The sequence below is a fragment of the Methylocystis sp. genome (assembly GCF_051061225.1).
Classification (GTDB): domain Bacteria; phylum Pseudomonadota; class Alphaproteobacteria; order Rhizobiales; family Beijerinckiaceae; genus Methylocystis.
Genome location: NZ_JBPFEB010000127.1, coordinates 92234 through 118327, shown reverse-complemented (window position 1 = coordinate 118327; position 26094 = coordinate 92234). Strand labels below are relative to the sequence as shown.

Genomic DNA, 26094 nt, shown 5'->3' with positions numbered 1-26094 from the left:
GGCGCCCTTATAGAGATGCCTCGGCGCTCTGGCAACGGCCTAACGACGAGTCACCTTCAACAGGCGCCGGCATTCTCCGATTTCCCCCAGAACCTTTTGCAGCAATTGCGCCTGCGACGCATGCGCCGGCCGCGCCACCGCCACCGGCGGGTGGAAAACGGGCGCCTCCAGCGGGACCGGCGGCGTCGCGGGCCTTTGTGGCGTCGCGGCGTCGACGACGGGCTCGGGAGCCGGGGCGCGCGGCGGGAATTCGGGGTCCGGCCGATCGAAGGCCGCCTCCATCGGACGCGGCTCAGGCGAGGCCGCGGCTCCGGGCGTCGGCCCGGCAAGGTCCGGGGCAGGGGAGGCGACAGGCGATTCGCCGCTCTGGCGCCGGCGCACGTCGGCGATCACCGCGTCGACGCCCTGTTCCTTGAGAATGCGTTGAACGCCCTTGATCGTGTAGCCCTCGCGATAGAGCAGATGGCGAATCGCCTCGACCAGCTCTATGTCGCGCGGCCGGTAGTAGCGGCGCCCGCCCGCGCGCTTCACGGGGTCGATCTCCCGGAAGCGCGTCTCCCAGAAGCGCAGCACATGTTGCGGCAGGTCGAGATGCTCCGCGACCTCGCCGATGGTGCGCAGCGAGGCGATGTCTTCTCTGGCTGTCGCGCTTCTGCCCGCCAATTTTGCTCCCCGACTCATCAGAGGGCGACTTTACATCGCGGCGGGTCGCGGACTGAAACTTTTCTCGCGCCCGTGCGGCGATGCGGGGTGTGGACAAGCCTTGCCCGCATCCCTTAAGTCCCGACGAGGCCAAAAGCGGGGCGAGCGCGACATGGAAGACTGGTTGATTTTCCCTCATCCTGTGGCGGAGGTGCGTCGCCATGCGACCGAGGAGACTGCGACGGCCGTGCGCAACTGGCTCTGGGCGGTCGCGGCGCTGGTCTTTCTCATGGTCATCGTCGGCGGCGCGACGCGCCTGACGGAGTCCGGCCTCTCCATTGTCGAATGGAAGCCCGTGACGGGCGTGCTGCCGCCCCTGTCGCAGAAGGAATGGCTGCAAGCCTTCGAGGATTACAAGAAGATCCCTCAATACAAGGAACTGTTTCCGGACATGGATCTCGCCGGATTCAAGTTCATCTACGCCTGGGAGTGGGCGCATCGGTTGCTCGGCCGGCTCATTGGCGTCGTCTTCGCCGTTCCTCTCGTCTGGTTCTGGGCGACGAAACGCCTGCCGGAGTCGGTCAAGCCGAAGCTGATCGGCATATTGGCGCTGGGGGCGCTGCAGGGCGGCGTCGGCTGGTGGATGGTCTCGTCCGGCCTGGTCCACCGCACCGAGGTCGCGCAGGAGCGTCTCGCCATCCATCTCATCATCGCGGCGCTGATCTTCTCGGCCTGCCTGTGGGTCGCCGGGGGACTCGGGCCGCGCCGGGAGTCGAGCGCGCACGACCGGGCGGGACGGCTGCGGGCGACGGCGCTTGTCCTTCTCGCGCTGGTGTTCGTGCAGCTCTTCATGGGCGGTATCGTCGCGGGGCTGCGCGCCGGGCTGGTGGAGAACACCTGGCCGCTCATGAGCGGCGCGTTCATTCCGCCCGCCGAGGCGCTCTGGCCGAAGGAGCCGTGGTGGTCGAATATTTTCGACATGCCGGTGACGGCTCAATTCTTCCACCGCATGATCGCCTATGTGATCTTCGCGGTCGCGGCCTTCCATCTCGGCGACGCGCTCATGAACGCCGGCGGTCGGGCGCGCTCGGGCGCGGTCATCGTCTTTGGGCATGTCGTCGGCCAGATCGCGATTGGCGTCGCCACGCTGGTGCTCGTCGAGCCGCCGTTCGCGGGGACGCCGCATCTTCTTCTGGCGCTGTCGCATCAGGCGATCGGCATGGCGGTTCTCGCCGTCACGACGCTGCAGGCGCGCCGTCTGGTGAGCGATCTCGACGCATAAAGAGGATTTGTCCGTCTTGCAGAACCTTCCCTTTCTCGATCTTCCCGGTCCGGATTTCCTCAATGCGTTCGGCGCCGTCGTCATCGCGGTGCTGGGTGTGACCTGGCTCGTCCTCCATTTCGCCGACCGCACCGATCGGCGTCCGCCGCCCGTGCCGGAACATCCGGACGCGATGGAGGTCGCCTTTCTGCAGGGGGGCGTCAATCAGGTCGTCCGCACGGTGGTCTATGACCTCGTGCAGCGCGGCTATGCGACGCTCGCGCAGGACGACCGGGTCGAACCGACCGGCAAGACGCCGGCGCCCGGCGAGCTCGACGCCGTGGAAACCCATGTGCTGTCTCTCATTGCGGCGAAGCCGAAGGCGCACCAGCTTTTCGAGAACCGGGCGAACCGCAAGGCCCTGCTCGCGCTTCTGGAGCCGGTGCGCGCGCGTCTCGCGACGCAGGACCTCGTCAAGCCGGACTCGGTGAAGGCCTGGCGGCGTCGCTTGCAGATCATCGGCGCCCTCGTCCTTCTCGGCTTCGCCGGGGCCAAGATCTCTGTCGCGCTGAGCAGCGGTCACGCCAATGTGTCCTATCTCGTCTTCCTCTGCGCCGCCTCGATCCTGTCCCTCTTCGCGCTCGCCTATGTTCTGACGCGCAGCCACGCCAGCCGCCGGGGGCGCGCCTGGCTCGAGGCCATGCAGCTTGCCTACAAGCCGCGTCTCGACGCTGCGGTGAGTCAGCTCGGGGCCGGGCCCGCGGAGGCGAAGGCGTTCGGCGGCGCTTCGCTCTTCCTGATCGGCCTCTATGGCTTTTCGCCCTTGCGCGGCACGTCGGAGAGCGCCTTCGCCCGGCACTTCCGCCGGGCCTCCATGGAGAGCGGCGGAAGCTGTGGCTCGAGCTGCGGCGGCTCCTGTGGCGATGGCAGCGCCTGACGCGGCGCCCGCGCTGGGCTCCGGGCTGGGCTATCGGCCGCCCTTTCGCGCGGGCCTCTTCGCCAATCGCTCGCGCGTCGATTTCCTGGAGATCATCGCCGACCATTATTTTGACGCGGCGCCCGAGAAGCTTCAGGAGCTCGACCTCCTGTGCGCGCATTTCCCCGTGGTCGCGCATGGACTCGATCTGTCCATCGGCGGCGCGGAGGGCGTCGAACCGGCCTATCTCGAAAAGCTGGCGCGACTCATCGCGCGCATCGACCCGCCGTGGTGGAGCGAACATCTGTGCTTCACCCGCGCGGGCGGCGTCGAGATCGGCCATCTCGCGGCCTTGCCCTATACGCGCGAGGCCATCGACGTCGTCGCGCGCAACGTCGAGCAGGTGCGAAAGCGTATCCGCGCGCCGCTGGTTCTGGAAAACATAACGACTGTCGTGCGCGTCCCCGGGGCCGAGATGGACGAACCGGAGTTTCTCACCCAGGTTCTGGCGCGCACGGGCTGCGGCTGGCTCTGCGACGTGGCTAATCTCTACACCAACGCGGTCAATCAAAGCGTCGATCTCGACGCGACCTTCGAGCGCTGGCCGTGGGACCGGCTCGTGCAGATCCATTATGCGGGCGGACGCTGGCGGGACGGCGTTCTGATCGACAGCCACGACGCCGCGACGAGCGAAGCGGTGTGGGCGCTCTACGACCGGATCGTCGCGCGCGCTCCCGTGAAGGGCGTGATCCTCGAGCGGGACGAGCGCCTCCCGCCCTTTGACGAATTGCTCGGGGAAGTCGCGCGCGCCCGGACGACTCTGCGGGAGCATGGGAGATGGGCCTGAGCCAGACGCAGGCGCTGCTGGCGCGCCTGTTCACCGACGCGACGGCGCGCCGGGCCTTTTTCGCCAATCCGGAAGCGACGGCGATGGGCCTCGGCCTCGACGCGGCCGAGGCGCGGACGCTGGCGCGGCTCGACCGCCGGGAGGTGGAGAGTTTCGCGCGCAGCCTGCTCGGCAAGCGCGCACTGGACGCGCGCAAGGCGACGCCGCTGACGGCCAGGGCGCTCGGCGACGCTTTTGATCCGCTGCTGTTCGAGGCGATCGAGGGGGCGCCGGCTCCCGATCGTCACCGGGCCGATGCGGCGGCGCTGGCGGCGCTGCTCGCGTCGCGCGCCGGCGAGCCGCCCTGGATCGGCGATCTGGCGCGCTATGAGATGGCGTTCGTCGCCGCCGCGCGGCCGGGCGCGGTCTTTCTGCTGCGCCGCTTCGCCTGGCCGGTGGATGACCTCTCCCGGAAGCTGATGGCCGGCGAGCCGATCGGAGAGACGGCGCCGCGCGGGCGGGTCGGCGTCTGGTGGCGCGCTCCGCGCGGCCGGCTGTTCTGGCGATTGTTCTGAGTGCCCCTTGCTCCCTCCCGCGTTACGGGAAGCGGGAGCAGGTCCGGGTTTTCGCGAGCGCTGTCTCTCGCCTCACGCTCCGCGGCGGAAGGCGTGGGGCATGTCGGCCTGGCGGCGCTCGGCGACGACGTCGATCATGCGCTCGGCGCCCCGGTCGCGGGCTTCCTGGCTCTGCACCTTGGCGAGCTCCTCGCTGGCTTCCTTGAACAGGGCTTCCGCCTCCTCGAGCTGTCCGCGCAATTCGTTCAGGGAGGCGACGATGTTGTCGCGGCGGGTGCGCGCGGCGCGGGCGTAGGTCGGGTAGGCGAAGTGCGTGGGGTCGCTGATGTTCGCGCGCTGTTCCTCGGTGGCGATCTCACGCTCCAGCTCGCCCGACATGCGGGTGAACTCGGCGATCATCGTGTTGAGCTGCATGATGCGCCGCCGCTTTTCCTCGGCCTGGAAACGTTTCAGGCGGACAAGTGTATCCCGCGACTTCATCCCTTCGACTCCGTTACGCTACGCTCATGAAAAACAGACCGTTAATTCCGCGAGACCCCTTTAATATGCATGCCTTAGGTTGCTCTTTGGTTACCGCTCCCGAAAACCCCGGCGGGTGTGGCGCCAATGCCTCACCCGGGCAATTATTGTAAAGTTCAAGGTACTCCGATAATGTCGACGCGCCGGCGGATGGCCTGGCGTCCTTTTGCGTGTCGTCATGCGTCTTGCGGTGACGTGCCTTTGCGTTTGTTTAGTCATTTCCGCCGACCGTCCGGCCGTCGCGGGGGCCTGGCTTTACCCCGCGGGCAAGGGCCAGCTCATTCTGGCCACATCCTTCGCCGGCGCCCGCAACGCCTATGGCCCAAACGGGCGGCTCGTCGCCACGCCGCCCTATCGCAAGCTCGAAGCCCGCGCCTATCTCGAACATGGCCTGACGGATTGGCTCACCCTCGTCGCCGAGGGGAGCGCCATGCATTTCCGCGCCGCGCCGGCGCCTTACGACCGCGCCGAACTTCTGATCGCGGAGGCGAAGGCTGGCCTGCCGCTCTATGCGCCGCCGGCCGCGGCCTCGGCCTATCAGGGGCTCGGGCTCGGCGCGGCCGGCGCGCGTCTGAAGCTGCTGGAGTCGGGCGACTATGTCTTCTCCGTGGAGGGGAGTTTGCGCACAGCCTCGCGGGAGGCCCGCCGCTTCATCGACATGCGCGAGGGCGTGCAGGTCGACGCGCGCCTGCTCATGGGCCGGCAATACAGCCTTTTCGGCTTGCCCGGATTTCTCGATGCGCAGATCGGATTTCGCAGCGCTGGACAGAATGGCGGTGAAATGCGTCTGGATCTCACGGCCGGGCTGCGCCCCTTCGAGGGCGTGACCCTGATGGGGCAGAGCTTCTCGGCGGCGGCGCCGCGCGTCGCGCGGTCGGGCGCCGTCACGGAGCAGAAGTTCCAGTTGAGCGCGGTCTATGAGGTCACGCCGTCCCTTCTCGTCCAGTTCGGCGGCGTCGCCGCGCTCGGCGGCGTCAATGCGCCGGCCGAGCGGGGGATCATCAGCGCGCTCTGGTGGCGCTACTGACGAGGAGGATCAGCGCGCCGCGATCGAGAGCGGTTCCACGCGCACATGGGCCAGCCCGGCGGAGCGGAAGCCGAGCGCGTCCGCGGCATGGGAGGAGACGTCGATCACCCGGCCGCCCGTGAACGGCCCCCGGTCGTTGATGGTCAGCACGACCGACCGGTTGTTGTGCAGATTGGTGACGCGCACCTGGGAGCCAAAGGGCAGGGTGCGATGGGCCGCCGTATAGGCGCCGACATGGCCGCCGCTCGCGGTGCGTCCGCCACTGTAATAGGAAGCTTTACCAACCCAATCCGCCTTCGCATTGCAGGTCAGCGCAACCAGCGCGGCGGCTCCGTACAAAACGGTCTTCAGACTCTTCAACAGCACTCTCCTTCTGCGCGTGCGGGCTTGCGCGCGTTTCCGCGCGGCCACGTTGTCCGCGCAACACGCCTAGTAGTGTCGCGCTTGGGCAGAATAAAGGCAGCCAGAGTCATGTGATTTTGATGAATATCACAGGTTGCATTTGAGAGGATTGGACGTCGATGGTTAGGAAGAACGTAAAGTATAGTATAAAATCTATACTGTCTTCGCTTCGCGCGGCAGATTTATCTGCTTTATGACGAAAGAGTTAATGGAAATATTCAAATTTGCGATTGCGGCGCGCTGCGGGAACGAATGTCACGCTTCGCTCCCGGGTCGACGCAGACGCGCGCCGCCTGCGCGCGACGTGGCGGCGGCGGTTTCCTGGCGACGACGGCTATGGGGGAGGGTGGAGCGGTCGGCCCCGCGCACCGCCAGCGTCGGCTGGCGGGTCCGGCTCTTTCGGGGGGAGGGTGAGCTGAGCGCCCTCCCTCGAACGCGGGAGGGCGTCTGCGTCAGGCTGCGCCGACGGCTGTGTGGGCGTGCACGTCGTGGCCGCCGTTGCGCTGCATGATCGAGATGGCGGTCTGTTCCTTGGCCTCGTCCCAGACGCGCGCCCAGAGCAGCAGGCCGCCATGCGACATCTGCTCCCTGAGCCATTTGGCCTCGCGCGCGCCGACGAGCTGGGCGAGCGTGGCGCCGATCAGCCCGCCGCCGCCTCCGAGCACCAGCGCCGCCGCGATCGCCGCGCCGAGCGCGCCGCCCGCCGCCATCACCATGCCGGCGCCGCCGACGGCGCCGATATAGATCAGCGCGCCGATGAGCCCGGCCTTGGCTTCGTTACGGGCCTCGGGATCGATATAGACGCCGCGCGGCGCCGCCGGATTGTCCTCCAGCGCCTCGGCGGGAACCTGCTCGTCGCCCATTTTCTGGCGCACGATCTTTTCCGGCGCGAGCAGGCTGATGGTGGTCTGGTCGAAACCGTCTGTCAGCAGATCGTCGATGGCGGATTGCAGCTTATCGAGATTGTCGAACACGCCGACAACTTCCCGCACTTGACCGCGCTGCTCCGGTGTCAGGGCTTTTTGTGCTTCCATGGCCGATGCTCCCGCGAGCGCGGCGCGACCGGGCCGTCCCGGCCGACCCCGCTCCCGCTTTGTTAAAGGGAGCGCTGACGCTGGGGTTCAAGGGTTTCGCAGCCAGTTTCGGCGCCCCACGGCCGAGCCTTGCGGCGCGAGCGCGCCGTTCTCATCTCAAGAGGCTGTCCGCGATACGCCGTCAGGCTGAAAGGCGCTCATGACCATTTTCGACACCATCGCCGCCGCGCTCGCGTCGAACCAGCTCCTCGCCGGCGGCGTCGGCACGCTGGCCTTCGGCGCGCTGATGTACGTCTGCCGCGCCGTTCCCGAGAAGACGCTGGAGATATTGGGGAAGACGCTCTGGACGAGGGTCACCGTCGAAAGCATGTCCAACGAATACGCCGACGTCGACGCCTTCATCGAGGGCAGGCGGCTCGACTTCTTCAGCCGGTCGCTGGAGATCAAGGACGGCGCCCTCAAGACCGGCTTCGGCGGCGGCTGGGGCCTCTATGACGGCGTGCTGTTCAGCTACGCCAAGACGAAGTCGACGCAGCAGGTCGCCCCTTTCGAGACGATCGCCGTCTCCTTCCTGACCCGGGACCGCGGCGTGGTGGAGCGCTTCATGCGCGACTGCAAGCCGGAGGAGCATCGCAACGCCATCTTCATCTCGAGCTATTCGGCCAGCGGCGGCGACGGCGGCCTGCGCCGGCGCAAGCGCGGGCTAAACACAGTGTTCGTCGATCAGGCGATCAAGGATCGGCTGGCAGCGCGGCTGCGCTGGTTTCAGGGCGCCGAGGCGTGGCATCTGGCGCGCGGCATTCCCTGGAAGCTCGGCGTCGTGCTGCACGGACCGCCCGGAACCGGCAAGACCAGCCTCATCCACGCGCTCGCGTCGGATTTCGGCTTCGACATCAAATATATCAAATCGCTCCATGGGCTCGGCGCGGCGTTCCGGACGGGAACCGGAAGCGATCTGTTCGTCATCGAGGACATCGACACGATCGCCGGCGGGCTCACTCGCGACGGGGCGAAGCCGCAAGACGAGAAAGGCGCCGCGCTGGCCGCGCCGCTGCATGAGATCCTGAACGCCATGGACGGCATGCAGACGCCGGACGGCCTGAAATTCATCGTGACGACAAACCATCTCGACCGGCTCGACCCGGCGATCGTGCGGCCGGGACGAATCGACGAGGTGATCGAGCTGGGGCCGCTCTCGCTGGAAAGCGCGCGGGCGATGTTCCGGGCGTTTTATGGGCGCGATGGCGTCGGCGCCTATTCGCCGCGCACCGGCGCGGAGCTACAGCAGATGTTCTCGACCATGACACCCGAGCAGGCCGAGGCGCAATTGGCGGGGCAGGGCGATCGGGTGCGGGAGGCCGCCTGACGACGACCTCAGCGGCTCCAGGAGTCGATGGCGTCGGCGAAGACGCGCTCGCCCGAGGCGCCCTTCTCCATGTTGATCGTCGCCGGACGGCCATCGACGAATTGCAGCGGCAGGTCCAGAACGCTCAGCGAGCGCAGCAATTGCACATTGCGCGCCTCGCGGTCGCCGCGCATCAGGCCGATGAGGAAATTGTTCTCGGTGATCGGCACCGGGATGCCGACCAGCTTCTCGCCGGCCTGCGCGTCGGGCCGCCGCATCTGGATCGGGCCGATGGCCTTCACATTCCCGAGCTGGTTTCCGGCTTGCGGCTTGAAGGAAATGTTGATCGTGTGCGAGGCCGAGAGCGCGGAATCGGTGTTCTTCTGGAACAGCAGGCTCATTTTCAGCTTGGCGTCGGGGATGTCGACTTCGCCACGCACCGCCGAGCTGACCGGCTGGCCCGGTCCGCCGCCGACGTTTTCGAGCCGCCAGACCACATTCGCATTGTAGATGCGGTCGACCTTATCGGGCTCCTGCGCCGTCGCGACCCAAAGTTCGGCTTTCTGCGCCACGGGAACCGAAGTGACCCGCTTCGGGCCGGTCGCGGCGCCGCCTTCGATCCGCTCGCCAAATTTCCCGCTGTCGCCGCCCTTGGAGGCAGTCTCGGCGGGTTTGAGCCGGGCGAGGTCCTCGGGCCTCTCGCGCAGATACCAGGCAAGCGCGCCGACCACGGCGATCAGCGACACGAGCACACCGCCGAGCGCGATGAGGCGGGCGGGCGGGCGTTGCGGGCTCGGCGGGCGGGGGAGGGGCGCCGCGGGCCGCTGCGGCTCGCGGGAATGATTGGCGGGCGCGGTCGCGGCGAGCGTGTCGCGCCAGGCGTCTTCCGCGCTGCGCGGGGCCGGCTGTGACTCGGGCGCCGCCTTGCCGGGCTCGGCGGCGCGCGGCTGCGCGGCGGGCGCCGCAGCGGCGGGGGACGATCCGGGCGCAGCCCCGCCATTCGCCCTGGCCGCCTGAGTGGCGGGCGCGGTCTTCTGCGCCGCCGATTGCGCGTTGGCGCGGGCGAGTTCGATCTCGAGGCGGGCGATGGCTTCTTCCAGCGCGCGGCTTTCGGCGGCGATGTCGGCTTCGGCCACGGGCGGCTGAATGCTGCGCAACTGGTTGACCAGAGCTTTCCGCGCGCGTTCGTAAACACCCTGTCTCGTGTCCGGCGTCTGGCCGGGTAGAGCGGATATGGCGCGGGAAATCAGCGAATAATAATCAGCCATGTTCGGTTAAGAGCATTTCCGGCCGAAGGCGTCAATCCTGACCCCTTGCAAAACCACGAAAAACCGGGGATTCGAGCATGCTTGCGCAAGTCGCCGGCGCCCGTGTTCGCGCGACGCGTGGAGAGAAAAGAATGTCTTCGCTGACTCCCCTTGCCCGGCTGATGTCGGCGGCCGTCCTCGCCGCCTCTGTTTTTCTGATCCCTCATGCGGCGAACGCCATCAGCATGGACAAATCCTCAACCATTCGCGACCAATGCGAAATCTCGATCGGACCGGATCTCATCGGCATTGTCTCCTACATGCCCGACCGCTCGCGCGATCGATTTTGCGGCGAATTTCCCGCAACGGGGCGCATCATTCTGACAATCGATCTCATCGCCGAGCGTCTGCGCGAATTGCCGATCGAGGTGCGCATCGTGAAAGAGTCCGGCAGGCCGCTCAGCGAAGAGGATGATCTCGGGCCCGCCACGGTCGCCTATCTGCCGCCGCGCGTTTATCCCGGCGGCGCCGTGCCGGTGGAGCATGTCTTCGACGAGGCCGGAGACTACGCCGCCTTCATCAGCGTCACAGAGAGCTCCGGCGCGCGCCGCACCACCCGTTTCGCCTTCACCGTGGGCGGCTTCTGGCAATTCTACGCGACGGCCATGCTGGCGGGCGTGGCGCTCGCGGGCGCGGTGTTCGCCTACTGGACTCACGCCGGCGACCGGAAGGGCTTCCGCCGCGCGCGGCCCTTCGGCTGACGGCTGTCAGGGCGTGCGCGCGTTTTCCAGCGGCGCGGGGCGGGACGACGACGGCGCCGCGATCAGCCAGTAGATCGCGCCCGTCAACGCCCCCGTCAGGAAGAACAACAGCGCCAGACGCCCTTCGCCGTCGCTGACGCTCTGCGTGCGCTCCAGCCCTCTGGCGGCGCGCGCGATCCATGGCGAGGCGCCCGCCAGAAAACCGCTGACGCCCGAATACCAGACGAGCGAGCGCGCCCCCGCGACTTCTCCGATCAGGGCCGCGATCGCCAGCGGCGCGGCGCAAGTGGCTATGAAAATCGCCCAGAGGACGAAGCCGATCGCCGACAGGCTTTCACTCGGATCGCCGCCGTCGAGCGCGGCGTCGAAGGCCGCGAACAGGCCGGTCATCACCGAAACCAGTCCCGCCTCGCGGGTCGCGGGATCGAACATCGCCGTGATGACGAGAAACGCCGCTCCCACGCCGGTGGCGATGAGGAAACCGAACGCCATCACGATCAGCCGGCGGAACATGTGACTCTCCCCTACGGGCCGCAGTTCGCCGCGCGCGATCCGTTACGGCTCCAGGACGGAATCCCAATAGAGGTAATCGAGCCAACTGTCGTGCAGATAGTTGGGCGGGAACCGCCGGCCGTTGCGATGCAGGTCGACGATGCTCGGCTGATAGGGCTTCTGCGCCGGCACCATATGCGCCTCATGCGGCAGACGGTCCCCCTTGCGGAGATTGCAGGGCGAGCAGGCCGCGACGACATTTTCCCAGGTTGTCGCGCCGCCCTTCGAGCGCGGAATGACGTGATCGAACGTCAGTTCGTCATGCGCGCCACAGTATTGGCAGGTGAAGCGGTCGCGCAGAAAGACGTTGAAACGAGTAAAGGCCGGCTGACGGGCCGGCCTTACATATTCTTTCAGCGAGACAACCGAGGGGAGGCGGATCTCGAAGCTCGGACTTTTGACGACCTTGTCATATTCCGAGACGATGTTGACCCGATCCAGGAACACCGCCTTGATCGCGTCCTGCCAACCCCACAGCGACAGCGGATAATAGCTGAGGGGCCTGTAATCCGCGTTGAGGACGAGCGCGGGACAAGCCTGAGGCGAGACGTTTTGATGTCTGAAGTGAGCGGTCACCCTTGCCAGCCTCTCGGTTTCGAGAAGGGCCTGAAGGACCGCGCCAAGGTCCGTCCGGCCTTTTGCGTCTTTAGATAGTTTACAGGCAGTACGACACGATTGTGAAGACTCGCCGGTCGCCGGCCGGGAGCGGCTCATCGGGGCCGGTCGGGAGCCGGCTGGACGCCCCTCGGTGGCGGCATGTTCTATCGAAAATCTCGTAAAATCAATTTGATGTCAGAATTTTGACTTTGCCGGGCGGCTCCCCGCCGATCCGGGGCGCGCATTTTGCTGCGAGTCGCGCCAGGCTTCCGCTGGCGGGGCCGACTGTCCCATTTCGGGCCAGGCCGATTCGAGGGAGCGCGAACGTGGCGCAGCAAATGGACTTCAGCGAAGCGGGCCTGCGCTCGAACGCCTGGCCGCGTCGACGGTCAGCCTCCCGCCCGGGAGCCGGTTCGGTTTCTCATCATCCGACCTGCGACGCTGCTGGACGATGAGAGACGGGCGGCAGGCCGAAGCAGGCGCGTTGCGTATGCTTGCCTCCGGCCTGCCGTCTGCTGAACTATTGGCTCCGTGATTCGACTGCTTCATACCGCCGACTGGCATCTTGGCGCCGCTCTTCAGGGCTGGCCGCGTGAGGCGGAGCATCGCGCCGTATTGGCGCAAATGGTGCTCTACGCGAAAGAAAACGACGTCGACGCCATCATCGTCGCCGGAGACGTCTTCGACAGTCTCAACCCTTCGGCCGAGGCGCAGCGGCTTCTTTACGAGTCGCTGCGGGCGATGCGCGCCGCCTGTCCGCGCGCGACAATCGTCCTCGTCGCCGGAAATCACGATCCCGCCGGACGGCTGGAGGCGCCGCGCGCCTTGTTCGAATTCGTCGGCGTACATTCGATCGGCGTCATTGCGCGCGAGGCGGGCGCGTTCGATCTCGCGACGCACCTCCTGCCGATCCGCGACGCGGCGGGCGTCGTCGGCGCGCATCTCCTCGCGCTTCCCTATCCGCGCGCCGCCGATCTGCCCATCGCGCGCGAGGATGTGGCGGGCTCCCCGGTGGTCTGGGGAGTCCGCGAACTCTATCGCGAGGCGATCGGCGCCGCGCGGGCGAGGATCGGCGCCGCGCCGCTGGTGGTGACGGGCCACCTCCACATCGCCGGCGGTCTCGAATCCGAAGGCGCGGAGCGGCGCATCCTGGTTGGCGGCGAACATGCGGCGCCCCCCGACATCTTTCCGGCCGACGCCGCCTATGTGGCGCTGGGCCATCTGCATCGGCCGCAGAGCGTCGGGCGCGAGACGATCCGCTATGCGGGGTCGCTCATCCCGATGTCGAAAACCGAGATCGACTACGTCCATGGCGTCAGCATCGTGACGATTGACGACAGTGGACGGGCCTCGGCGCGGCATGCGCCCTTCACCCGAACCGTCCCGCATCTGCGCCTGCCGGCGCGGGGCGCGCTGGCGTTGGAGGAGATCGAGGCGGCGATCGTCGCGCTCGGGCTCGATCAGGAGCCGCCGGACGCGGCGCGGCCCTTCGTGCATCTCACCGTGAAGGTCGATGGCCCCTCGGCGGGGCTGAAGGCCGAGATCGACGCGATCTGCGATCGCTTTCCGATCCGCCTCGTGTCCCTCACGGTCGAGCGGCCGCAGGCGCAATCGGCCGCGCCAATGGCGCCCGCGCGTCTCGCCGAACGTCAGCCCGTCGATCTGTTTCGCGAGGCCTTCGAGGCCGCGCATGGGGCGCCGCCGTCCGAGGCGCATCTGCGGTGTTTCAACGCCCTCGCGGAGGAAGACTGATTGCGCATCCTCGCGATCCGGGGCGAAAATCTGGCGAGCCTCGCCGAGCCCTTCGCCATTGAATTCGAGCAGGAGCCGCTGCGCTCCGCTGGCCTGTTCGCCATCACCGGGGAAACCGGCGCCGGCAAATCGACCATTCTCGATGCGCTGTGCCTGGCGCTTTACGACAAATATCCGCGCGTCGTGGCGGCGGGCGGCGGCGAGGGCGCGCCGGACCCCTCCGGGGAAACGCTCGCGTCGGGCGATCCGCGCGCGATCCTGCGTCGCGGGACCGGCCGCGGCTTCGCGGAAGCGGATTTCATCGCGCGCGACGGGCGCCGCTATCGGGCGCGCTGCGATTTGATGCGCGCGCGCGGGCGCGCCGCTGGCCGGCTGCAAAATCGCGGGCGCAGCCTGTGGCGCCTCGACGACGCCGGCACGGTCGTGGAGACGCTCGAGTCGGGCGTCGAGCCCGTCAACCGCCGCATTGTCGAACTGACGGAACTGACCTTCGACCAGTTCCGGCGCACGGCGCTTCTGGCGCAAGGCGATTTCGACGCCTTTCTGCGCGCAGACGCCCGCGAGCGCGGCGATCTTCTGGAGAAGATCACCGGCGCGGAGATTTACGGGCGCCTCTCGATGCGCGCCTTCGAGAAGGCGCGGGAGGCGCGAGAGGCCGTCGCCGCGCGCGACAGAAGTCTGCGCGAGATCGGCGTCCTGCCGGATGACGAGCGCGCCGCGCTCCTCGCCCGGACCGACGCCATGGGCGCGACGCGGGCGGCGCTCGACGGCTCCCTGCAGGAGATCACGGAGCAATTGCGTCGCCTCGACGCCCATGCGCTCGCGGCCTCGAAACTCGCGCAGGCGGAAAGCGAGCGCGGGGCGGCGGCGGCGGCATTTGACGCTCTGGGCGCGCAGAGGCGCAGGCTCGACGATCTGGCGCGCGTCGCGCCCCTGCGCGGGCCGCGCGAGGAGGCCATGAAGGCCGAGCGGGCCATCGCCGAGAAGCAATCCCTGGCCGCGCAGGCCGCCGAGCAGGACGAGGCGGCGCGCGCCGCCCTGGCGCAGGCGCATCGCGAGGAAGCCGACGCGGCGGCGGCGCTCGAGGCGGCGCTGGAGGAGATGGCCCAGCACGCGCCGCTCTGGGAGAAGGCCAACGCGCTCGACACGCTGATCGCGACGCAGAAAGCCGAGGTCACGCGCGCGCAGGCGGCGGAGCGGGAGGCGGTTCGTCTGGCCGCCGAAAAACAGGCCGAGCTCGACCGGGCGCGCAAGGACGAGAGCGAGACGCAGGCGGCCGGCGAGGCCGCGCGGCAGGCGCTCGAACGGCTCGCCGCCGCGCGTCCGCTGAGCGAGCGCTGGGCCGAGATCGACGAGTCCCTGTCCCGGCGGGCGCAGACGAACGCCGATATGCGCGCGGCGGGAGAGGCGCTGCGCAAGGCGCGCCACGAGCTCTCGCACGCGGAAGAGACGCGCGCCGCCTTCGATCGCGCCGACGAGGCCGACCGCGCGGCGCTGGCCCAGCTCGTCGAACAGGCGGGCGAGCGCGAGGCGGCGCGGGCCGCGCTCGAAGCGCCGGAGGCGCAACAGGCGCTCGACGACATGGCGCGCGCGCATCAGGCGTTGCAGGAGATGGCGCGGCTCGCCCGCGAGCATGATCAGGCGCAGGAAAAGGCGGCGCGGGCGCGCGAGGACATTGCGCGTTTTCAGCACGACGCCGAAGAGCTGGCGCGTCGTCTGGCGGACTTGCAGGCGCTGCGCGCCGAACAGGCCCGGCAGGACGAAGAGGCGTCGCGGCTGGGCGACCTGGCCGACGCAGCGGCCGCCTCCCATGCGCTCGAAATGCGCGCGACGCTCGAAGCCGGACAGCCCTGTCCGGTCTGCGGCGCCAAGGAGCATCCCTTCACGCAGTCGCAAGGCGCCGCGCAGGCGCTGGTCTACGCCTTGCGCGAAAGGCGCGAGGCGGCGCGGCTGGCGCTCTCGGAGACGGACCGGCGGCTCGTCCAGGCCAGCGGGCGCGGCGCGCAGACCCGCGCCCTGCATCAGGACGCGACGCAGCGGCAGGCGGAAGCGCGCGCCGCCATCGCGGCCGCCGCTCATGATTATGAGACCTTGCGGGCGCGGGAGCCGCATCCCGAGGCGCCGCGCTCCGCCGCCGGAGCGGCGGAGACCATCGCCCGGCTGATCGTCGAGGCCGAGGCGCGCCGCGAGGCGCTCAGAAAGATCATCGCCAGCGAACGACAACTCTCGGCCGATATCGCGCTCTTCAACAAGCAGCTCGACGACCGGCGCGCCGCCATCGACGCGCGTCGCGCCGAGCGCGACGCCGTGGAGACGCGCGCGCGTCGCGCGGGCGAGGAGTGCGCGCGACTGGAGCAGACTTTCGGCGCCGCCACCGGGCGGCTTCTCTCCGTCGACCAGTCTCTCTCGTCCTATCTGATCCTGTGCGACCTCAAAGCCGAAGACCTCGATCGCGATCCGGCCGGCTGCCGGCGGCTGCTCGCCGAGTCGGGCGCGAGGTTCAAGCAGGCGCAGGAGGCCCTGACCAAATCCGGCGAACGCCTCGTCGAGCTGGGACGCCGGATCGCGGCGCTGGAGGTCGAGGCGCGGATGGTGGCGGAAACAGCCGCCTCCGCCGCCGCCGATCACGGCGAGCGGCATGGCGCGCTGGCGCGGTTGCAGATCGAACGCGGCCAGATGCTCGACGGCGAGGCGACCGCGCCGCATCGCGCCCGGATCGAGGAGAGACACGCCAGCGTCCATCGCGCCTATGAGGCGGCGCGCTACGCGCGCGCCGAGGCGGACAAGGTGAAGGCCGCCTGCGACGAGCGCATCGCCGGCGCCGCGCGCGACGTCGAAAAGGCGCTGGCGGCTCTTGGAACCGCGCGGACGGCGTTCGCCGGGGCGCTGGCGGCGACGGGCCTGCGTCAGGAGGAAGCGACGCCGCTCCTCGCCATTCCGCAGGAGGAGGCCGACGCCCTGCGGGCGCTTGTGGAGACGGCGCAGGTTCGATTGCGCGACGCCGAAACCGCCATGGCGGCGCGGCGCGGCGATCTTGCCGAGGCGGAAGCCGCCGGGCTTCCCGAGACGCCGCGTGACGAACTGGACGCGCGCCGCGCCGCCGCCGCCGCCTCTTTGGCGGAAGTGTTGACGCAGATTGGCGTCGTACGCCAGCAACTCCAGCAGGACGACGAGGCCCGCGCCCGCGCGCAGGCGCTCTCCGGGGAGATCGACGCGGCGCGGGCGACGAGCCGCATCTGGGAAGAGATCAACGCCGCCATCGGCTCGAAGGACGGCGACAGGTTCCGCCGTTTCGCGCAGGCGGTCACGCTGGAGCAGCTTGTCGCATTGGCCAATCAGCGGCTCGCGCTGCTCTCGCCGCGGTATCGGCTCGAACGTTCGGGCGACATGGGCGCGCTCGGCCTTCAGATCGTCGACCGCGATCTCGGCGACGAGCGGCGCTCGACCCGTTCGCTCTCTGGCGGCGAGCGGTTCCTCGCCTCTCTCGCTTTGGCGTTGGCGCTGGCGGGGCTTGAGGGGCGCGACTCCTTCGTCGACACGCTGTTTATCGACGAAGGCTTCGGGGCGCTCGACGCCATGACGCTGGACGTCGCCATCGACGCGCTGGAGACCCTGCAGGGGCAGGGGCGCAAGGTCGGCGTCATCAGCCACGTCGAATCGATGCAGAGCCGCATCGCGACAAAGGTCTCCGTGGAGCGTCGCGGCGGCGGCGTCAGCGCCGTCCGGCTGCTCGCGGCGGGCGCATAGCTCCCCCGCGACGGGGACCCGTCAAGGATCGGTCGCCTTCAGGCGCAGCGCGAGGCTCGTCGCCAGCAGCGCGGCGGCGATGAAATAGCCGGCGCCCGGGAAGACGTCCCAGGCCACGGACAGGGCGAAGATCTGCGTGAAGATCAACGGGCCGACCATGCCCGAGACGCCGCGCAGGCTGCCCAGCGCGCCTTGCAGGCGGCCCTGTTCGGTGGCGCCGGCGAGTCGCGTGGCGAGCCCCTGAAACGATGGATTGGCCATGCCCCACAGCGCGATGAGCGGCGGCGCGGCCATGAAGAGCGCGCCCGTCGGGGCGAAGGCGTAGGCCAGAAAGCCGAGTGCGCCGCTGGTCAGCGCGATCATCAGCGTCGTCCTCTCGCCGAGACGCGCCACGGCGGGGCGCACCAGCGCGCCGGAGACGATCGTCTGCGAGATTCCGACGATGGCCAGCGCCCAGCCCGTCGTGCTCGCATCCCAGTTGTAGCGCTGCTGCGTATAGAGCACGAACAGCGCGGGCAGGGATTCATGCGCGAGATAGGACAGGAAAAGCGCGCCCGCGAGCAGCGTCAGCGCCGGGGTTCGGCGCAGGAATTCGAGCGAGCCGAGCACATTGGCGCTCCGCCAGACGATCTTCGGGGTGCGCTTCTCCGGCGGAAGCGACTCCGGCAGGATGAAGAAGCCGTAGAGGAAATTCGCCAGGCTGAAGGCGGCGGCCGCCCAGAAGGGGAAGCGCAGGTCATGCGCGCCGAGCACGCCGCCGATGGCGGGTCCCAGAATGAAGCCCAGACCGAACGCCGCGCCGATCAGGCCGAAACGGCCGGCGCGCTTTTCGGGCGGGGTGATGTCGCTGATATAGGCGTTCGCGGTCGAGACGCTGGCCGCCGTCGCGCCCGAAATCAGCCGCCCGACGAAGAGAAAGGGCAGGGACGGCGCCAGAGCCATGAAGACGTAATCCAGCCCGAGGCCGAGATTGGACGCGAGGACCACCCGCCGGCGTCCGAAATGGTCGGACAGCGCGCCCAGAACTGGCTGGAAAAGGAACTGCATCGCGGCCCAGGCGAAGCCGAAGAAGCCGACGACCCGCGCCGCCGACTGGAGATCGCCGCCTTCGAACTGGACAACGAGCTTGGGAAGCACGGGAATGATCACGCCCAGCGCCAGCATGTCCAGCGCGACGGTGATCAGGATGAAGACGAACGCGGCCTCTCTGCGAGGCTGCGGCGGAAGAGTCATGGATGGCCCCGGATGTCTGCGTTGCAGGCTCCGATAGCGGCAAAGCTGCGACCGGGCAAGGAGTCCGCGCGCCTCGGGCGGGACGCGCGCGCCATCTTCTTGACACCTGCGCCGGTCAGACAAGGATGCGTTGCGAGTATGCGCGTCTTGACTGATTCTCACCTCACGGGGCCAGGACGTTCATGCACCAGCCCAGAAAATGGTGGATCGGGCTGCCGATCCTCGCGGGCCTGATCTATATGGCGGCGGCGGCGCTGACGCCCCGCATCGAGGCCGATCTGACCTCGCGCCTCGCCGCGCGCCTCTCCGTCGATCCCGCAAGAATTTCGGTCTCCGGCCGTGACGCCGCCGTCGCCGGCGTCGCTCCCGACGCGCTTGCCGCGCTTCGCGACGAACCGGGCCTGCGCCGGATCGCCGTCGCGGGCGCCCCCTTGCCAGCCCAGGCCCCGGCCCCGGTCACGGTCGCGGAGGCGCCAAGGCCGGCGCCGCAGCCTTATGTTTTCGCCGCGACGCTGCGCGAGAGTCTCGTGGCGCTCGACGGCAAATTGCCGGACGAGGATTTGCGCCGCAAAGCCGAGGTGCTTGCGGCCTCGGCGGGACCCGGTCTCGCGGTCGCCGACGGCGCCATCATCGACGCACATGCGCCCGCCGGCGATTATGCGGCGGCGGTCGGCGCGGCCTTCGAGGCGCTTGGAGCGCTTGCGCAGGGCAGGGTGACCCTCTCCGATCACGCGCTCACCATAGAAGGCGCCGGGCGCGCCAATGTCCGCGCCCAAAGCCTCGCCGCGACTGTGAAGGCGCATCTGCCGTCCGGCTTCGATCTGGCCCGGACGGAGGTCTCCCCCGGCCCAGTCTCCCCCTATCTGTTCGAGGCGACGCGCAAGGGCGCCGTCGTGACGCTCTCCGGCTACGCGCCCGAAAGCGCCGTCCGCGCGCGGCTCGTAGATTTTGCGCGGCGGCGCTTTTTCGACGCGACCGTCGAGGATCGTCTGGAGATCGCGCCGGGCGCGCCGCCGAAATTCGCCGATGCGGCGCAGGCGGGGCTCGCGGCCCTGGCGCGTCTCGATGACGGCCGGCTTACGCTCTCGGGCGTCGCGCTGGCGCTTTCCGGGGCGGCCCGCGTCGACGGCGCGCGGGCGGAGATCGCCGCCGCGCTCGAAGCTGGCGCGCCCAGGGATGTCGCAAGCGATCTACGTCTCGTCGCGCCTGCGCCGGGCGCGCCGCTCGACGCCGAGGGATGCCGGGCTGCCTTCGCGCGGCTGTCCACGACGCCGGTGCTGTTCGAGCCGGACGAGACCGCCGTCAGCGACGCCTCCGCCGCGCTTGTCGACAGTCTGACGGCGACGGTCCTGCGCTGCCGGACGACGGCGATCGAGGTCGCCGGCCATCTCGACGATCAGGGGATCGCGGAGCTCTCGCGCGACCGCAGCAAACGCCGCGCGCAACTCCTCGTCGACAGATTTGTGAAGGCTGGCGCGGACCCGTTCCGCGTCTGGGCCATGGGGTATGGCGGCGAGCGCCCGCTCGCGCCCAATGACGGCGAGGAGAACCGGGCAAGAAACCGGCGAATCGAATTCATCGTGAGGTGAGAAACGCAAAGGAGGGTCGGGAATGGCTTATGTGCTCTCGCTCGGTTGGCCCTGGTTCGCGGGCGCGCTCGCGCTCGGCGGGTTGGTTGGTTTTCTCAGCTTTTCGCGCGTCAGGGACGCAACCTTCTCGGGCGGCTGGATCGTCCTTCTCGGCCTTGTCGCCCTTGCGATCGGTTTTTCCACCTCGCTTGCGGAAGTTTTCTCCGGCCGCGACGCGCTCACGCTCGACGTGGCGGCGCTGGCGGGGCTGGCCTACGCCGCTGGCCTGCCTCTGGGCGGCGTGCTGAAATCCGCCGCTCCGGAGGCGGAACGAAAACCCGCGAAGGCGTTTGTTCCGGTCATTGTCGCGTCGGCGCCCGAGCCGGCCGCCGAGCCCGAACCCGAGCCGGTCTTCGAGCCCGAACCCGAGCTGGCCGCCGCGCCGGAGCCGGCGCCGCTCGCGGAGGCCGCCGCGGCCGATCCCGAACTGTCGGACCCGCCGTCCATGGAGACGCCGCTGGCCGCGCTCGAACCCGCTTCGGCTGCGCCGGAGGCGCCCGCCGCCCGGCCCGCGCGCGGGAAAAAATCGGCGCCCGGCGTGAAGCCCGAGACGCTCCCGGCCCCAAGGGAGGGGCGCGCGGACGATCTGGCGCGCATCAAGGGGATCGGCCCCAGGAGCCTCGAAAAGCTCAACGCGCTCGGCATCTTCCATTATGATCAGATCGCGGCGTGGAATCTCGACAACGCCAAATGGATCGGGGCGACCATCGGCGCCCCCGGCCGTGTCGAGCGCGACAAATGGATACAGCAGGCGCGGGCGCTGGCCAGCGCCGGAGTGGAGCAGTGATGCACATGCGTTGTCTTCGGCGCGCCGCGATTGGCGCGCTGCTTCTCGCGCCGGCGCAGCTTGCGGCGCAGGACATGTTGCAGGGCGTCGATCTTTCGCAACCCGCCTATTCCCAGTCGGAGCTGACCCGCTCCGACGTCGAGGCCGCGATCCGGGCCGGCCGGCTGGACTTCGCCGGCAAGAGCCTCAACGGCCTCGATCTCTCCGGGCTGGATCTTTCAGGCGCGAATTTCCGCGCGGCGCGTCTCAACAAGGCGCGTCTCGCCGGCGCCAAACTCGATCACGCGATTCTCGATCAGGCTTGGCTGATGGAGGCCGATCTGACCGGCGCCTCGCTCAAGGGCGCGCAGGCGTTCGCCGCCCAGATGCAGAAGCTGCGCGCCGACAATTCCGATTTCTCCGGCGCGCGCGTCGCCGGCGATCTGACCGGCGCCTTCCTGCGCGGCGCGGTCTTCGACGGCGCCAATCTCTCGGCGGATATGAAGAACCAGTCCATGGGCCTGATGCGCGCCGTGCTGCGCTCGGCCATTCTAGAGGGCGCCGTGTTCCGCAAGGCCAATCTGATGAGCGCCGATCTGCGCTTCGCCCATGCGGCGCGCGCGGATTTCACGGGCGCCAATCTCATGAACGCCGACGCGGCGGGCGCCGATTTCACCGCCGCGAAGTTCGCGGGCGCCATGACGAAGGATCTCGATCTCGACTCGGCGCAGATCGACACGGCGGCGGAGGGCGAGCTGCAATCGGCGCAGCATCTCGACCGCGCGCGACGCCAATGAGCCAGGAATCCCTTCGCATCGGCGTCGATCTCGGCGGGACCAAGATCGAAGCCATCGCGCTCGACACATCGGGCGCGGTTCTCGCGCGCCGGCGCGTGGCCACGCCCGCGCATGATTACGCCGAAATCGTGCGGGCGGTGGCCGCGCTGGTGCGCGACATCGAGCTTGAAACCGATCGTCGCGGCACGGTGGGCGTGGGCGCGCCCGGCTCGCTCTCGACGCGCACCGGGCTGGTGCGGGGCTCCAACACGCAGGTCGTCAACGGCCGGCCGCTCGACGTCGATCTGTCGAAGGCGCTGGGGCGCCCCGTGCGCGTGGAAAACGACGCCAATTGTTTCGCGCTGTCCGAAGCCGTCGACGGCGCCGGGCAGGGCGCCCGCGTGGTGTTCGGCGTCATTCTCGGCACGGGCGTCGGCGGCGGCGTGGTCGTGGAGGGGAAGCTCGTCACGGGGCGCAACCGCATCGGCGGCGAATGGGGCCATACGCCGCTGCCGTGGATGACGTCCGACGAATATCCCGGCGTGCGCTGTTTCTGCGGTCACGACGGCTGCGTCGAAACCTTTCTCTCAGGCGCCGGGCTATCGCGCGACCATGCGCGCCGTTCGGGCGACAGCGCCGGCGGGGAAGAGATCGTGCGGCGCGCGGACGCGGGCGAGCGGGCGGCGCTCGACGCGCTCGAAGCCTATCAGGACCGGTTGGCCCGCGCGCTCGCCATGGTGATCGACATTCTCGATCCAGACGCGGTGGTGCTCGGCGGCGGCCTGTCCAATATTGCGCGCATCTATCAGGGGCTGCGCGAACGGGTGGCGCGCCACGCCTTTACCGACGCGCTGGACACGAAAATCCTGCGAAACGCCCATGGGGATTCGGGCGGCGTGCGCGGCGCCGCGTGGTTGTGGCGCGAGTAGCCCTGCGCTCCTCCCGCCGTCGCCTCAATGATAGGGCAGGCATTCCACCTGACTGACCTCGGGATACTTCATCCCATTATACATCATGCCAGTCTCACCCTTGACCATCCATGGCCACGTATCCTTCGTGCAGCTCCTCGCACTGCAGGAATCGTACAGGAATCTCACTCTGACGCCGTCGCAGACCTGCACGAATTTGAATCGGTACTGTCCGAGATTTTGACCCAGCGGCTTGACGCTGACGCAGGTGCTCGGGTCTTGCGGACACGCGCCGCCGCGCGAATTGCCGGAAGATGGCTGTGGCGCCTGTTGCTTCGCGGCAGCGAGGATTTTCCTGCGCATTTCCTGCGCCTTCTTCTGCATCCGATCGATATCGTAGATCTCGCTGTCGGACGTTCCCTCGTATAATTTGGCGGCTCTGTCGTAGCATTTGGCGGCGGCGGACAAATTGGCGCTGTTCGCCAGGCTGTCGCATTCATGCTCCTTGTCGAGGGCGATTCCATAGGCCTCCACCACTTCCTGGGGCGGGTTCGGCATGGGCATGTCCATCTGCGGAGGTGCGCTGGATTGTGACGACCGACCACCCGTGTCCGCGCCAGAAGAGCTTGGGGTTTCGTGACGCTCGGATGGCGGCGAGCGTGTTGGCGCGCTCGTCGGCGGGATTCTGAAGATGCAATGGGTGAAGCCCTTGCCGTGGTCAGGCGAAAAATAATCGAAAAGCGCGCCGGTGCGATCACGGCAATCGGCCTCGGAGGTGGTGATGCGAGAATGGCAGAAGCCATTACCATCGTAACCGCCATACGGTCCTTCGTAACTATCGGCGCTGGCGCCGGGAATGATGGTTTCGCAGGAATCCGCGAAAGCATGGGGGCACCCGATCCAGCCAAGGAACACAGTTGCGGCCACAAGCTTTTTCATGGTCATGGCTCCCGATTGATCAAAACGGCATGCGAAAATAGCACAGTTCAAGGAAGCGGTCTCATGCGGCGGCCGCCTTCCCGATGGCGCGCGATCCATCTCGCCTCACCGGGCCGCTCCTCGCAAGGGAGAGAGAGTCATTGGGCGGCGATCGCCTTCCCATCGCCCGGCGCGCCGTGTATCGAGAGGTCGGCGGCGCGCCTTCCCGCGCCGGGCATCGGGATGTCATGGTCATGGGCGCTGGCGACGCTCCCACCGCAGCGAAGAGACTGGCGTTCCTCTCCTCCGGCACTCCGGAGGCCGAGGAGGCGCGGCTGCGCCTTGTCGAGAAATACGGCGACTCGCCGCCGGAAGAGGCCGACTGCATCGTCGCGCTCGGCGGCGACGGGCTGATGCTGCGGACGCTGCACAACTACATGGACACGGGCAAGCCGATCTACGGCATGAACCGCGGCTCGGTCGGCTTTCTGATGAACCAGTATCGCGAAAGCGGCCTGCGCAAGCGCATCGCCGAGGCCAAGGCCTCGATCATCCATCCGCTGCTGATGGACGCCACCAATGTGCATGGCGACGAATTCTCCGCCCATGCGATCAACGAGGTTTCGCTCCTGCGCCAGACCTCGCAGGTGGCGAAGCTGCGGATTCTCGTCAATGGCCACGAGCGTCTGCCCGAGCTCATCACCGACGGCGTGCTGGTGTCGACGCCGGCGGGCTCCACGGCCTATAATCTCTCCGCGAACGGCCCCATTCTGCCGCTCGACGCGCCGCTGATGGCGCTGACGCCGATCTCCGCCTTCCGTCCCCGGCGCTGGCGCGGCGCGCTGCTGCCCGACGCCGCCAGGGTGCGCATCGAAGTGCTGGAGGCGGCCAAGCGGCCGGTGTCGGTCGTCGCCGATCACGACGAGTTCCGCGATCTGGCCTATGTGGACATCGAGATGGACCACAACGCCAATCTCGTCCTGCTGCACGATCCCGGCCATTCGCTCGAGGAGCGAATCCTGCGCGAGCAGTTCGGCTATTGATCAGGAGCGCGTCGCAAAAGTGATCGAACCCTTCCGGCATCATCTCTTCGTCTGCACCAACAAGCGCGACGGCCGTCCCGCCTGCGAGGACCATGGCGCGAAGGACGCGCTTGCGAAGGTGAAGGAGGCGGTGCACGCTCTGCCCGCCGCCGAGCGTGAGGGCGTGCGCGTCTCGTCCGCGGGATGTCTCGGCCGCTGCCAGCACGGGCCGGTCGCCGTGCTCTATCCGGCGAACAAATGGATCAGCTACACATCGACCGAAGAACTGATCCGCTTCGTCATGGACGCGATCAAGACCAGCGGCTGATCCTCCCGTCAGGCCGCCATCAGCTCGGCCTCGAAGGCGACGAGGTCGATCAAGGGCGCGCGTGCGGAGACGCCGGAGAATGTCGCGGGCGGCGCGACTTCGGGAACCATCGCCTCCTGCGCGATGCGCGCCGTTTCAAGGCGGGCCTCTTCCAAAGCGGCCTCGCGCTCAAAGCGCCGCAGCAGCGCCATCAGCATGTCGAGCTGGCCGTCGTTGATCGCCTCGCAGGCGGTGATGACGCGCTCCACCATGATGAGGGAGAGGCGCGCATCGGCCCCGCCGCCGGCGCCATATTCGCGCTGGGCCGCGAGCGCGGCGCGGAAGGCGGGCAGGAATTTTTCCGGCAGTCCGGCGCGCATGTAAACCGCCGCAAAGCCGGCGCCGCGGAAGTCGGCCAGCATGGCCGCGACCCTGTCTTCGTGAAGTCCGGACAATTCGGCGAGCGCCGATTCGAGGAGATCGCGGTTTCCCGACAGCAGCGCCCGCAGAACGAGACTCGAGGTCAATTGGCCGGACGCGCGCAGATGCGCGACGAGTTCGCGCACGCCGCGACGGCCGTCATGTTCGGCGGCGTCCGCGACGATCAGCACATTAGCCTTGTCGCGCTCTTCCCGCAGGAGCCGCTCGGCGCGCTCGCTGCTGAGCCATCCGCATTCGACGGCGAAGGCCGAGAGGCAGGACGCGGCGGCCGCGACAAGCGCGCTGCGCACGGACGGAGGCAGCGACGGCCGCGACAGCAGCGCCTCGCGCGTCTCGCCGTCCTCGCCGAAGCGCTCCACCATGCGGCGCAATGAGAAATCCAGAAGATCGGCGCCCGGATTGACGGCGAGCGCGATGCAGGCCTCGCGCGCGCCGATTTCCGCCAGCGCCGCGCAGACGCCATGCGCGAGGCGGGGGCGCAGCGCGACGGCCGTTTGTGAAACGGCGTCGCCGATGGCCACGCAGTCGATCAGTTCCGCGTCCGACAGCAGCGGCGAGCGCGAGAGCACGGGGCCGGCGATCCCCGACTGGTCGCAGGCGAGCGTCGCGATCAGCGCGCGCGGAGCATCGACGGCGCTGGCGAAATTATCCGCGAGCGCGCGGCGCACCAGCGGGGAGGGGTCCTCGGCGAGCGACATCAGCGCAATTTCAACTTGCCGCCGCTCCGTTGCGTCGAGATCGCCATAGAGATAGGTCCGCGCCAGCTCGCCCGCCCCTTCCGCGCGTTGCGCGGCGCTCGCCGTTTGCGCCCAGGACAGGAAATAGCGGACAATCATGCGACGCTCCGGACCGGTAAAGCTCAAGATTAAGCGATCATGGCCGTTTATGGTAA

Annotated in this window: 25 protein-coding genes; 15 read left to right on the top strand and 10 right to left on the bottom strand. The window is 68.5% G+C overall.

What is annotated here, in order from left to right:
- Positions 1-39: 39 nt before the first annotated feature.
- The gene (locus tag ACR652_RS21720; RefSeq protein ID WP_434508561.1) at positions 40-663 is read right to left on the bottom strand and encodes a MerR family transcriptional regulator; all 624 of its coding nucleotides are present in this window, start codon (positions 661-663) and stop codon (positions 40-42) included.
- 151 nt (positions 664-814) lie between these two features.
- Between ACR652_RS21720 and ACR652_RS21715 the strand changes: the two genes are divergently transcribed.
- From ACR652_RS21715 to ACR652_RS21700, 4 genes are read left to right on the top strand one after another with little or no spacing between them, the layout of a single operon-like run.
- Entirely contained in the window at positions 815-1924 is a 1110-nt protein-coding gene (locus ACR652_RS21715) for a COX15/CtaA family protein (protein WP_434508560.1), read from the top strand.
- A gap of 16 nt (positions 1925-1940) precedes the next feature.
- A complete protein-coding gene (locus ACR652_RS21710; RefSeq protein ID WP_434508559.1) occupies positions 1941-2840 on the top strand; it encodes a TIGR04222 domain-containing membrane protein in 900 nt (299 codons plus the stop codon).
- Positions 2827-3666 carry a DUF692 domain-containing protein gene (locus tag ACR652_RS21705; protein WP_434508558.1) on the top strand — a complete coding sequence of 280 codons (840 nt, stop codon included), beginning with the start codon at positions 2827-2829 and terminating at the stop codon, positions 3664-3666. The genes ACR652_RS21710 and ACR652_RS21705 overlap by 14 nt, the downstream gene beginning before the upstream one ends.
- Positions 3657-4220 carry a hypothetical protein gene (locus ACR652_RS21700; protein WP_434508557.1) on the top strand — a complete coding sequence of 188 codons (564 nt, stop codon included), beginning with the start codon at positions 3657-3659 and terminating at the stop codon, positions 4218-4220. Before ACR652_RS21705 ends, ACR652_RS21700 begins: the two co-directional genes overlap by 10 nt.
- A 72-nt stretch (positions 4221-4292) precedes the next feature.
- Here the strand turns inward: ACR652_RS21700 and ACR652_RS21695 are convergent, their stop codons facing one another.
- Positions 4293-4700, bottom strand: a complete 408-nt coding sequence (locus ACR652_RS21695; protein WP_434508556.1) for a flagellar export protein FliJ — start codon at positions 4698-4700, stop codon at positions 4293-4295.
- A 205-nt stretch (positions 4701-4905) separates the two neighbouring features.
- Here ACR652_RS21695 and ACR652_RS21690 point away from each other — a divergent pair, with 205 nt between their 5' ends.
- The gene (locus tag ACR652_RS21690) at positions 4906-5766 is read left to right on the top strand and encodes a hypothetical protein (RefSeq protein ID WP_434508555.1); all 861 of its coding nucleotides are present in this window, start codon (positions 4906-4908) and stop codon (positions 5764-5766) included.
- A gap of 9 nt (positions 5767-5775) precedes the next feature.
- Here the strand turns inward: ACR652_RS21690 and ACR652_RS21685 are convergent, their stop codons facing one another.
- Both ACR652_RS21685 and ACR652_RS21680 read right to left on the bottom strand, forming a co-directional pair.
- Complete coding sequence (locus ACR652_RS21685) at positions 5776-6117, bottom strand: septal ring lytic transglycosylase RlpA family protein (RefSeq protein ID WP_434508578.1); 342 nt, start codon at positions 6115-6117, stop codon at positions 5776-5778.
- A gap of 503 nt (positions 6118-6620) precedes the next feature.
- Positions 6621-7202, bottom strand: coding sequence for a hypothetical protein (locus tag ACR652_RS21680; protein WP_434508554.1), 582 nt, complete (start codon positions 7200-7202; stop codon positions 6621-6623).
- Between the two features lie 199 nt (positions 7203-7401).
- Here ACR652_RS21680 and ACR652_RS21675 point away from each other — a divergent pair, with 199 nt between their 5' ends.
- Entirely contained in the window at positions 7402-8568 is a 1167-nt protein-coding gene (locus tag ACR652_RS21675) for an AAA family ATPase (protein WP_434508553.1), read from the top strand.
- Between the two features lie 8 nt (positions 8569-8576).
- On the opposite strand, the gene ACR652_RS21670 is transcribed toward ACR652_RS21675, so the two are convergent.
- Entirely contained in the window at positions 8577-9815 is a 1239-nt protein-coding gene (locus ACR652_RS21670; RefSeq protein WP_434508552.1) for a hypothetical protein, read from the bottom strand.
- 131 nt (positions 9816-9946) lie between these two features.
- Between ACR652_RS21670 and ACR652_RS21665 the strand changes: the two genes are divergently transcribed.
- A complete protein-coding gene (locus ACR652_RS21665) occupies positions 9947-10555 on the top strand; it encodes a hypothetical protein (protein ID WP_434508551.1) in 609 nt (202 codons plus the stop codon).
- Between the two features lie 6 nt (positions 10556-10561).
- Here the strand turns inward: ACR652_RS21665 and ACR652_RS21660 are convergent, their stop codons facing one another.
- Both ACR652_RS21660 and ACR652_RS21655 read right to left on the bottom strand, forming a co-directional pair.
- Positions 10562-11068 carry a hypothetical protein gene (locus ACR652_RS21660; RefSeq protein ID WP_434508550.1) on the bottom strand — a complete coding sequence of 169 codons (507 nt, stop codon included), beginning with the start codon at positions 11066-11068 and terminating at the stop codon, positions 10562-10564.
- Between the two features lie 42 nt (positions 11069-11110).
- Positions 11111-11683: an HNH endonuclease gene (locus ACR652_RS21655; protein ID WP_434508549.1), complete on the bottom strand. Its 573-nt coding sequence runs from the start codon at positions 11681-11683 to the stop codon at positions 11111-11113.
- A 552-nt stretch (positions 11684-12235) separates the two neighbouring features.
- On the opposite strand from ACR652_RS21655, the gene ACR652_RS21650 reads away from it, so the two are divergent.
- Both ACR652_RS21650 and ACR652_RS21645 read left to right on the top strand, forming a co-directional pair.
- The gene (locus tag ACR652_RS21650; protein WP_434508548.1) at positions 12236-13456 is read left to right on the top strand and encodes an exonuclease SbcCD subunit D C-terminal domain-containing protein; all 1221 of its coding nucleotides are present in this window, start codon (positions 12236-12238) and stop codon (positions 13454-13456) included.
- Positions 13457-17203: an AAA family ATPase gene (locus ACR652_RS21645; protein ID WP_434508547.1), complete on the top strand. Its 3747-nt coding sequence runs from the start codon at positions 13457-13459 to the stop codon at positions 17201-17203.
- A 21-nt stretch (positions 17204-17224) separates the two neighbouring features.
- Here ACR652_RS21645 and ACR652_RS21640 read toward each other — a convergent pair whose 3' ends face one another.
- Entirely contained in the window at positions 17225-18436 is a 1212-nt protein-coding gene (locus tag ACR652_RS21640) for a TCR/Tet family MFS transporter (protein WP_434508546.1), read from the bottom strand.
- A 182-nt stretch (positions 18437-18618) separates the two neighbouring features.
- On the opposite strand from ACR652_RS21640, the gene ACR652_RS21635 reads away from it, so the two are divergent.
- The 4 genes from ACR652_RS21635 to ACR652_RS21620 are packed head-to-tail and all read left to right on the top strand — an operon-like array spanning position 18619 to position 22535.
- Entirely contained in the window at positions 18619-20025 is a 1407-nt protein-coding gene (locus ACR652_RS21635) for an OmpA family protein (RefSeq protein WP_434508545.1), read from the top strand.
- Positions 20026-20047: 22 nt separating this feature from the next.
- A complete protein-coding gene (locus ACR652_RS21630; protein WP_434508544.1) occupies positions 20048-20851 on the top strand; it encodes a hypothetical protein in 804 nt (267 codons plus the stop codon).
- Positions 20852-20856: 5 nt separating this feature from the next.
- On the top strand, positions 20857-21627 hold the full coding sequence (locus ACR652_RS21625) for a pentapeptide repeat-containing protein (protein WP_434508543.1): 771 nt from the start codon (positions 20857-20859) through the stop codon (positions 21625-21627).
- Positions 21624-22535 carry an ROK family protein gene (locus tag ACR652_RS21620; RefSeq protein ID WP_434508542.1) on the top strand — a complete coding sequence of 304 codons (912 nt, stop codon included), beginning with the start codon at positions 21624-21626 and terminating at the stop codon, positions 22533-22535. Before ACR652_RS21625 ends, ACR652_RS21620 begins: the two co-directional genes overlap by 4 nt.
- Before the next feature lie 24 nt (positions 22536-22559).
- On the opposite strand, the gene ACR652_RS21615 is transcribed toward ACR652_RS21620, so the two are convergent.
- Complete coding sequence (locus tag ACR652_RS21615; protein WP_434508541.1) at positions 22560-23552, bottom strand: hypothetical protein; 993 nt, start codon at positions 23550-23552, stop codon at positions 22560-22562.
- A 134-nt stretch (positions 23553-23686) separates the two neighbouring features.
- Between ACR652_RS21615 and ACR652_RS21610 the strand changes: the two genes are divergently transcribed.
- Complete coding sequence (locus tag ACR652_RS21610) at positions 23687-24475, top strand: NAD kinase (RefSeq protein ID WP_434508577.1); 789 nt, start codon at positions 23687-23689, stop codon at positions 24473-24475.
- A gap of 19 nt (positions 24476-24494) precedes the next feature.
- A complete protein-coding gene (locus ACR652_RS21605; RefSeq protein ID WP_434508540.1) occupies positions 24495-24782 on the top strand; it encodes a (2Fe-2S) ferredoxin domain-containing protein in 288 nt (95 codons plus the stop codon).
- Between the two features lie 8 nt (positions 24783-24790).
- Here ACR652_RS21605 and ACR652_RS21600 read toward each other — a convergent pair whose 3' ends face one another.
- On the bottom strand, positions 24791-26038 hold the full coding sequence (locus tag ACR652_RS21600) for a DUF2336 domain-containing protein (RefSeq protein WP_434508539.1): 1248 nt from the start codon (positions 26036-26038) through the stop codon (positions 24791-24793).
- Positions 26039-26094 lie beyond the last annotated feature (56 nt).

Bases quoted from the DNA above. Each gene is read 5' to 3' on its own strand.
- ACR652_RS21715 (WP_434508560.1), top strand. From the start codon at position 815: ATGGAAGACTGGTTGATTTTCCCTCATCCTGTGGCGGAGGTGCGTCGC.
- ACR652_RS21705 (WP_434508558.1), top strand. From the start codon at position 2,827: ATGGCAGCGCCTGACGCGGCGCCCGCGCTGGGCTCCGGGCTGGGCTAT.
- ACR652_RS21700 (WP_434508557.1), top strand. From the start codon at position 3,657: ATGGGCCTGAGCCAGACGCAGGCGCTGCTGGCGCGCCTGTTCACCGAC.
- ACR652_RS21695 (WP_434508556.1), bottom strand. From the start codon at position 4,700: ATGAAGTCGCGGGATACACTTGTCCGCCTGAAACGTTTCCAGGCCGAG.
- ACR652_RS21680 (WP_434508554.1), bottom strand. From the start codon at position 7,202: ATGGAAGCACAAAAAGCCCTGACACCGGAGCAGCGCGGTCAAGTGCGG.
- ACR652_RS21675 (WP_434508553.1), top strand. From the start codon at position 7,402: ATGACCATTTTCGACACCATCGCCGCCGCGCTCGCGTCGAACCAGCTC.
- ACR652_RS21670 (WP_434508552.1), bottom strand. From the start codon at position 9,815: ATGGCTGATTATTATTCGCTGATTTCCCGCGCCATATCCGCTCTACCC.
- ACR652_RS21665 (WP_434508551.1), top strand. From the start codon at position 9,947: ATGTCTTCGCTGACTCCCCTTGCCCGGCTGATGTCGGCGGCCGTCCTC.
- ACR652_RS21660 (WP_434508550.1), bottom strand. From the start codon at position 11,068: ATGTTCCGCCGGCTGATCGTGATGGCGTTCGGTTTCCTCATCGCCACC.
- ACR652_RS21640 (WP_434508546.1), bottom strand. From the start codon at position 18,436: ATGACTCTTCCGCCGCAGCCTCGCAGAGAGGCCGCGTTCGTCTTCATC.
- ACR652_RS21635 (WP_434508545.1), top strand. From the start codon at position 18,619: ATGCACCAGCCCAGAAAATGGTGGATCGGGCTGCCGATCCTCGCGGGC.
- ACR652_RS21630 (WP_434508544.1), top strand. From the start codon at position 20,048: ATGGCTTATGTGCTCTCGCTCGGTTGGCCCTGGTTCGCGGGCGCGCTC.
- ACR652_RS21625 (WP_434508543.1), top strand. From the start codon at position 20,857: ATGCGTTGTCTTCGGCGCGCCGCGATTGGCGCGCTGCTTCTCGCGCCG.
- ACR652_RS21620 (WP_434508542.1), top strand. From the start codon at position 21,624: ATGAGCCAGGAATCCCTTCGCATCGGCGTCGATCTCGGCGGGACCAAG.
- ACR652_RS21615 (WP_434508541.1), bottom strand. From the start codon at position 23,552: ATGGATCGCGCGCCATCGGGAAGGCGGCCGCCGCATGAGACCGCTTCC.
- ACR652_RS21610 (WP_434508577.1), top strand. From the start codon at position 23,687: ATGGGCGCTGGCGACGCTCCCACCGCAGCGAAGAGACTGGCGTTCCTC.
- ACR652_RS21600 (WP_434508539.1), bottom strand. From the start codon at position 26,038: ATGATTGTCCGCTATTTCCTGTCCTGGGCGCAAACGGCGAGCGCCGCG.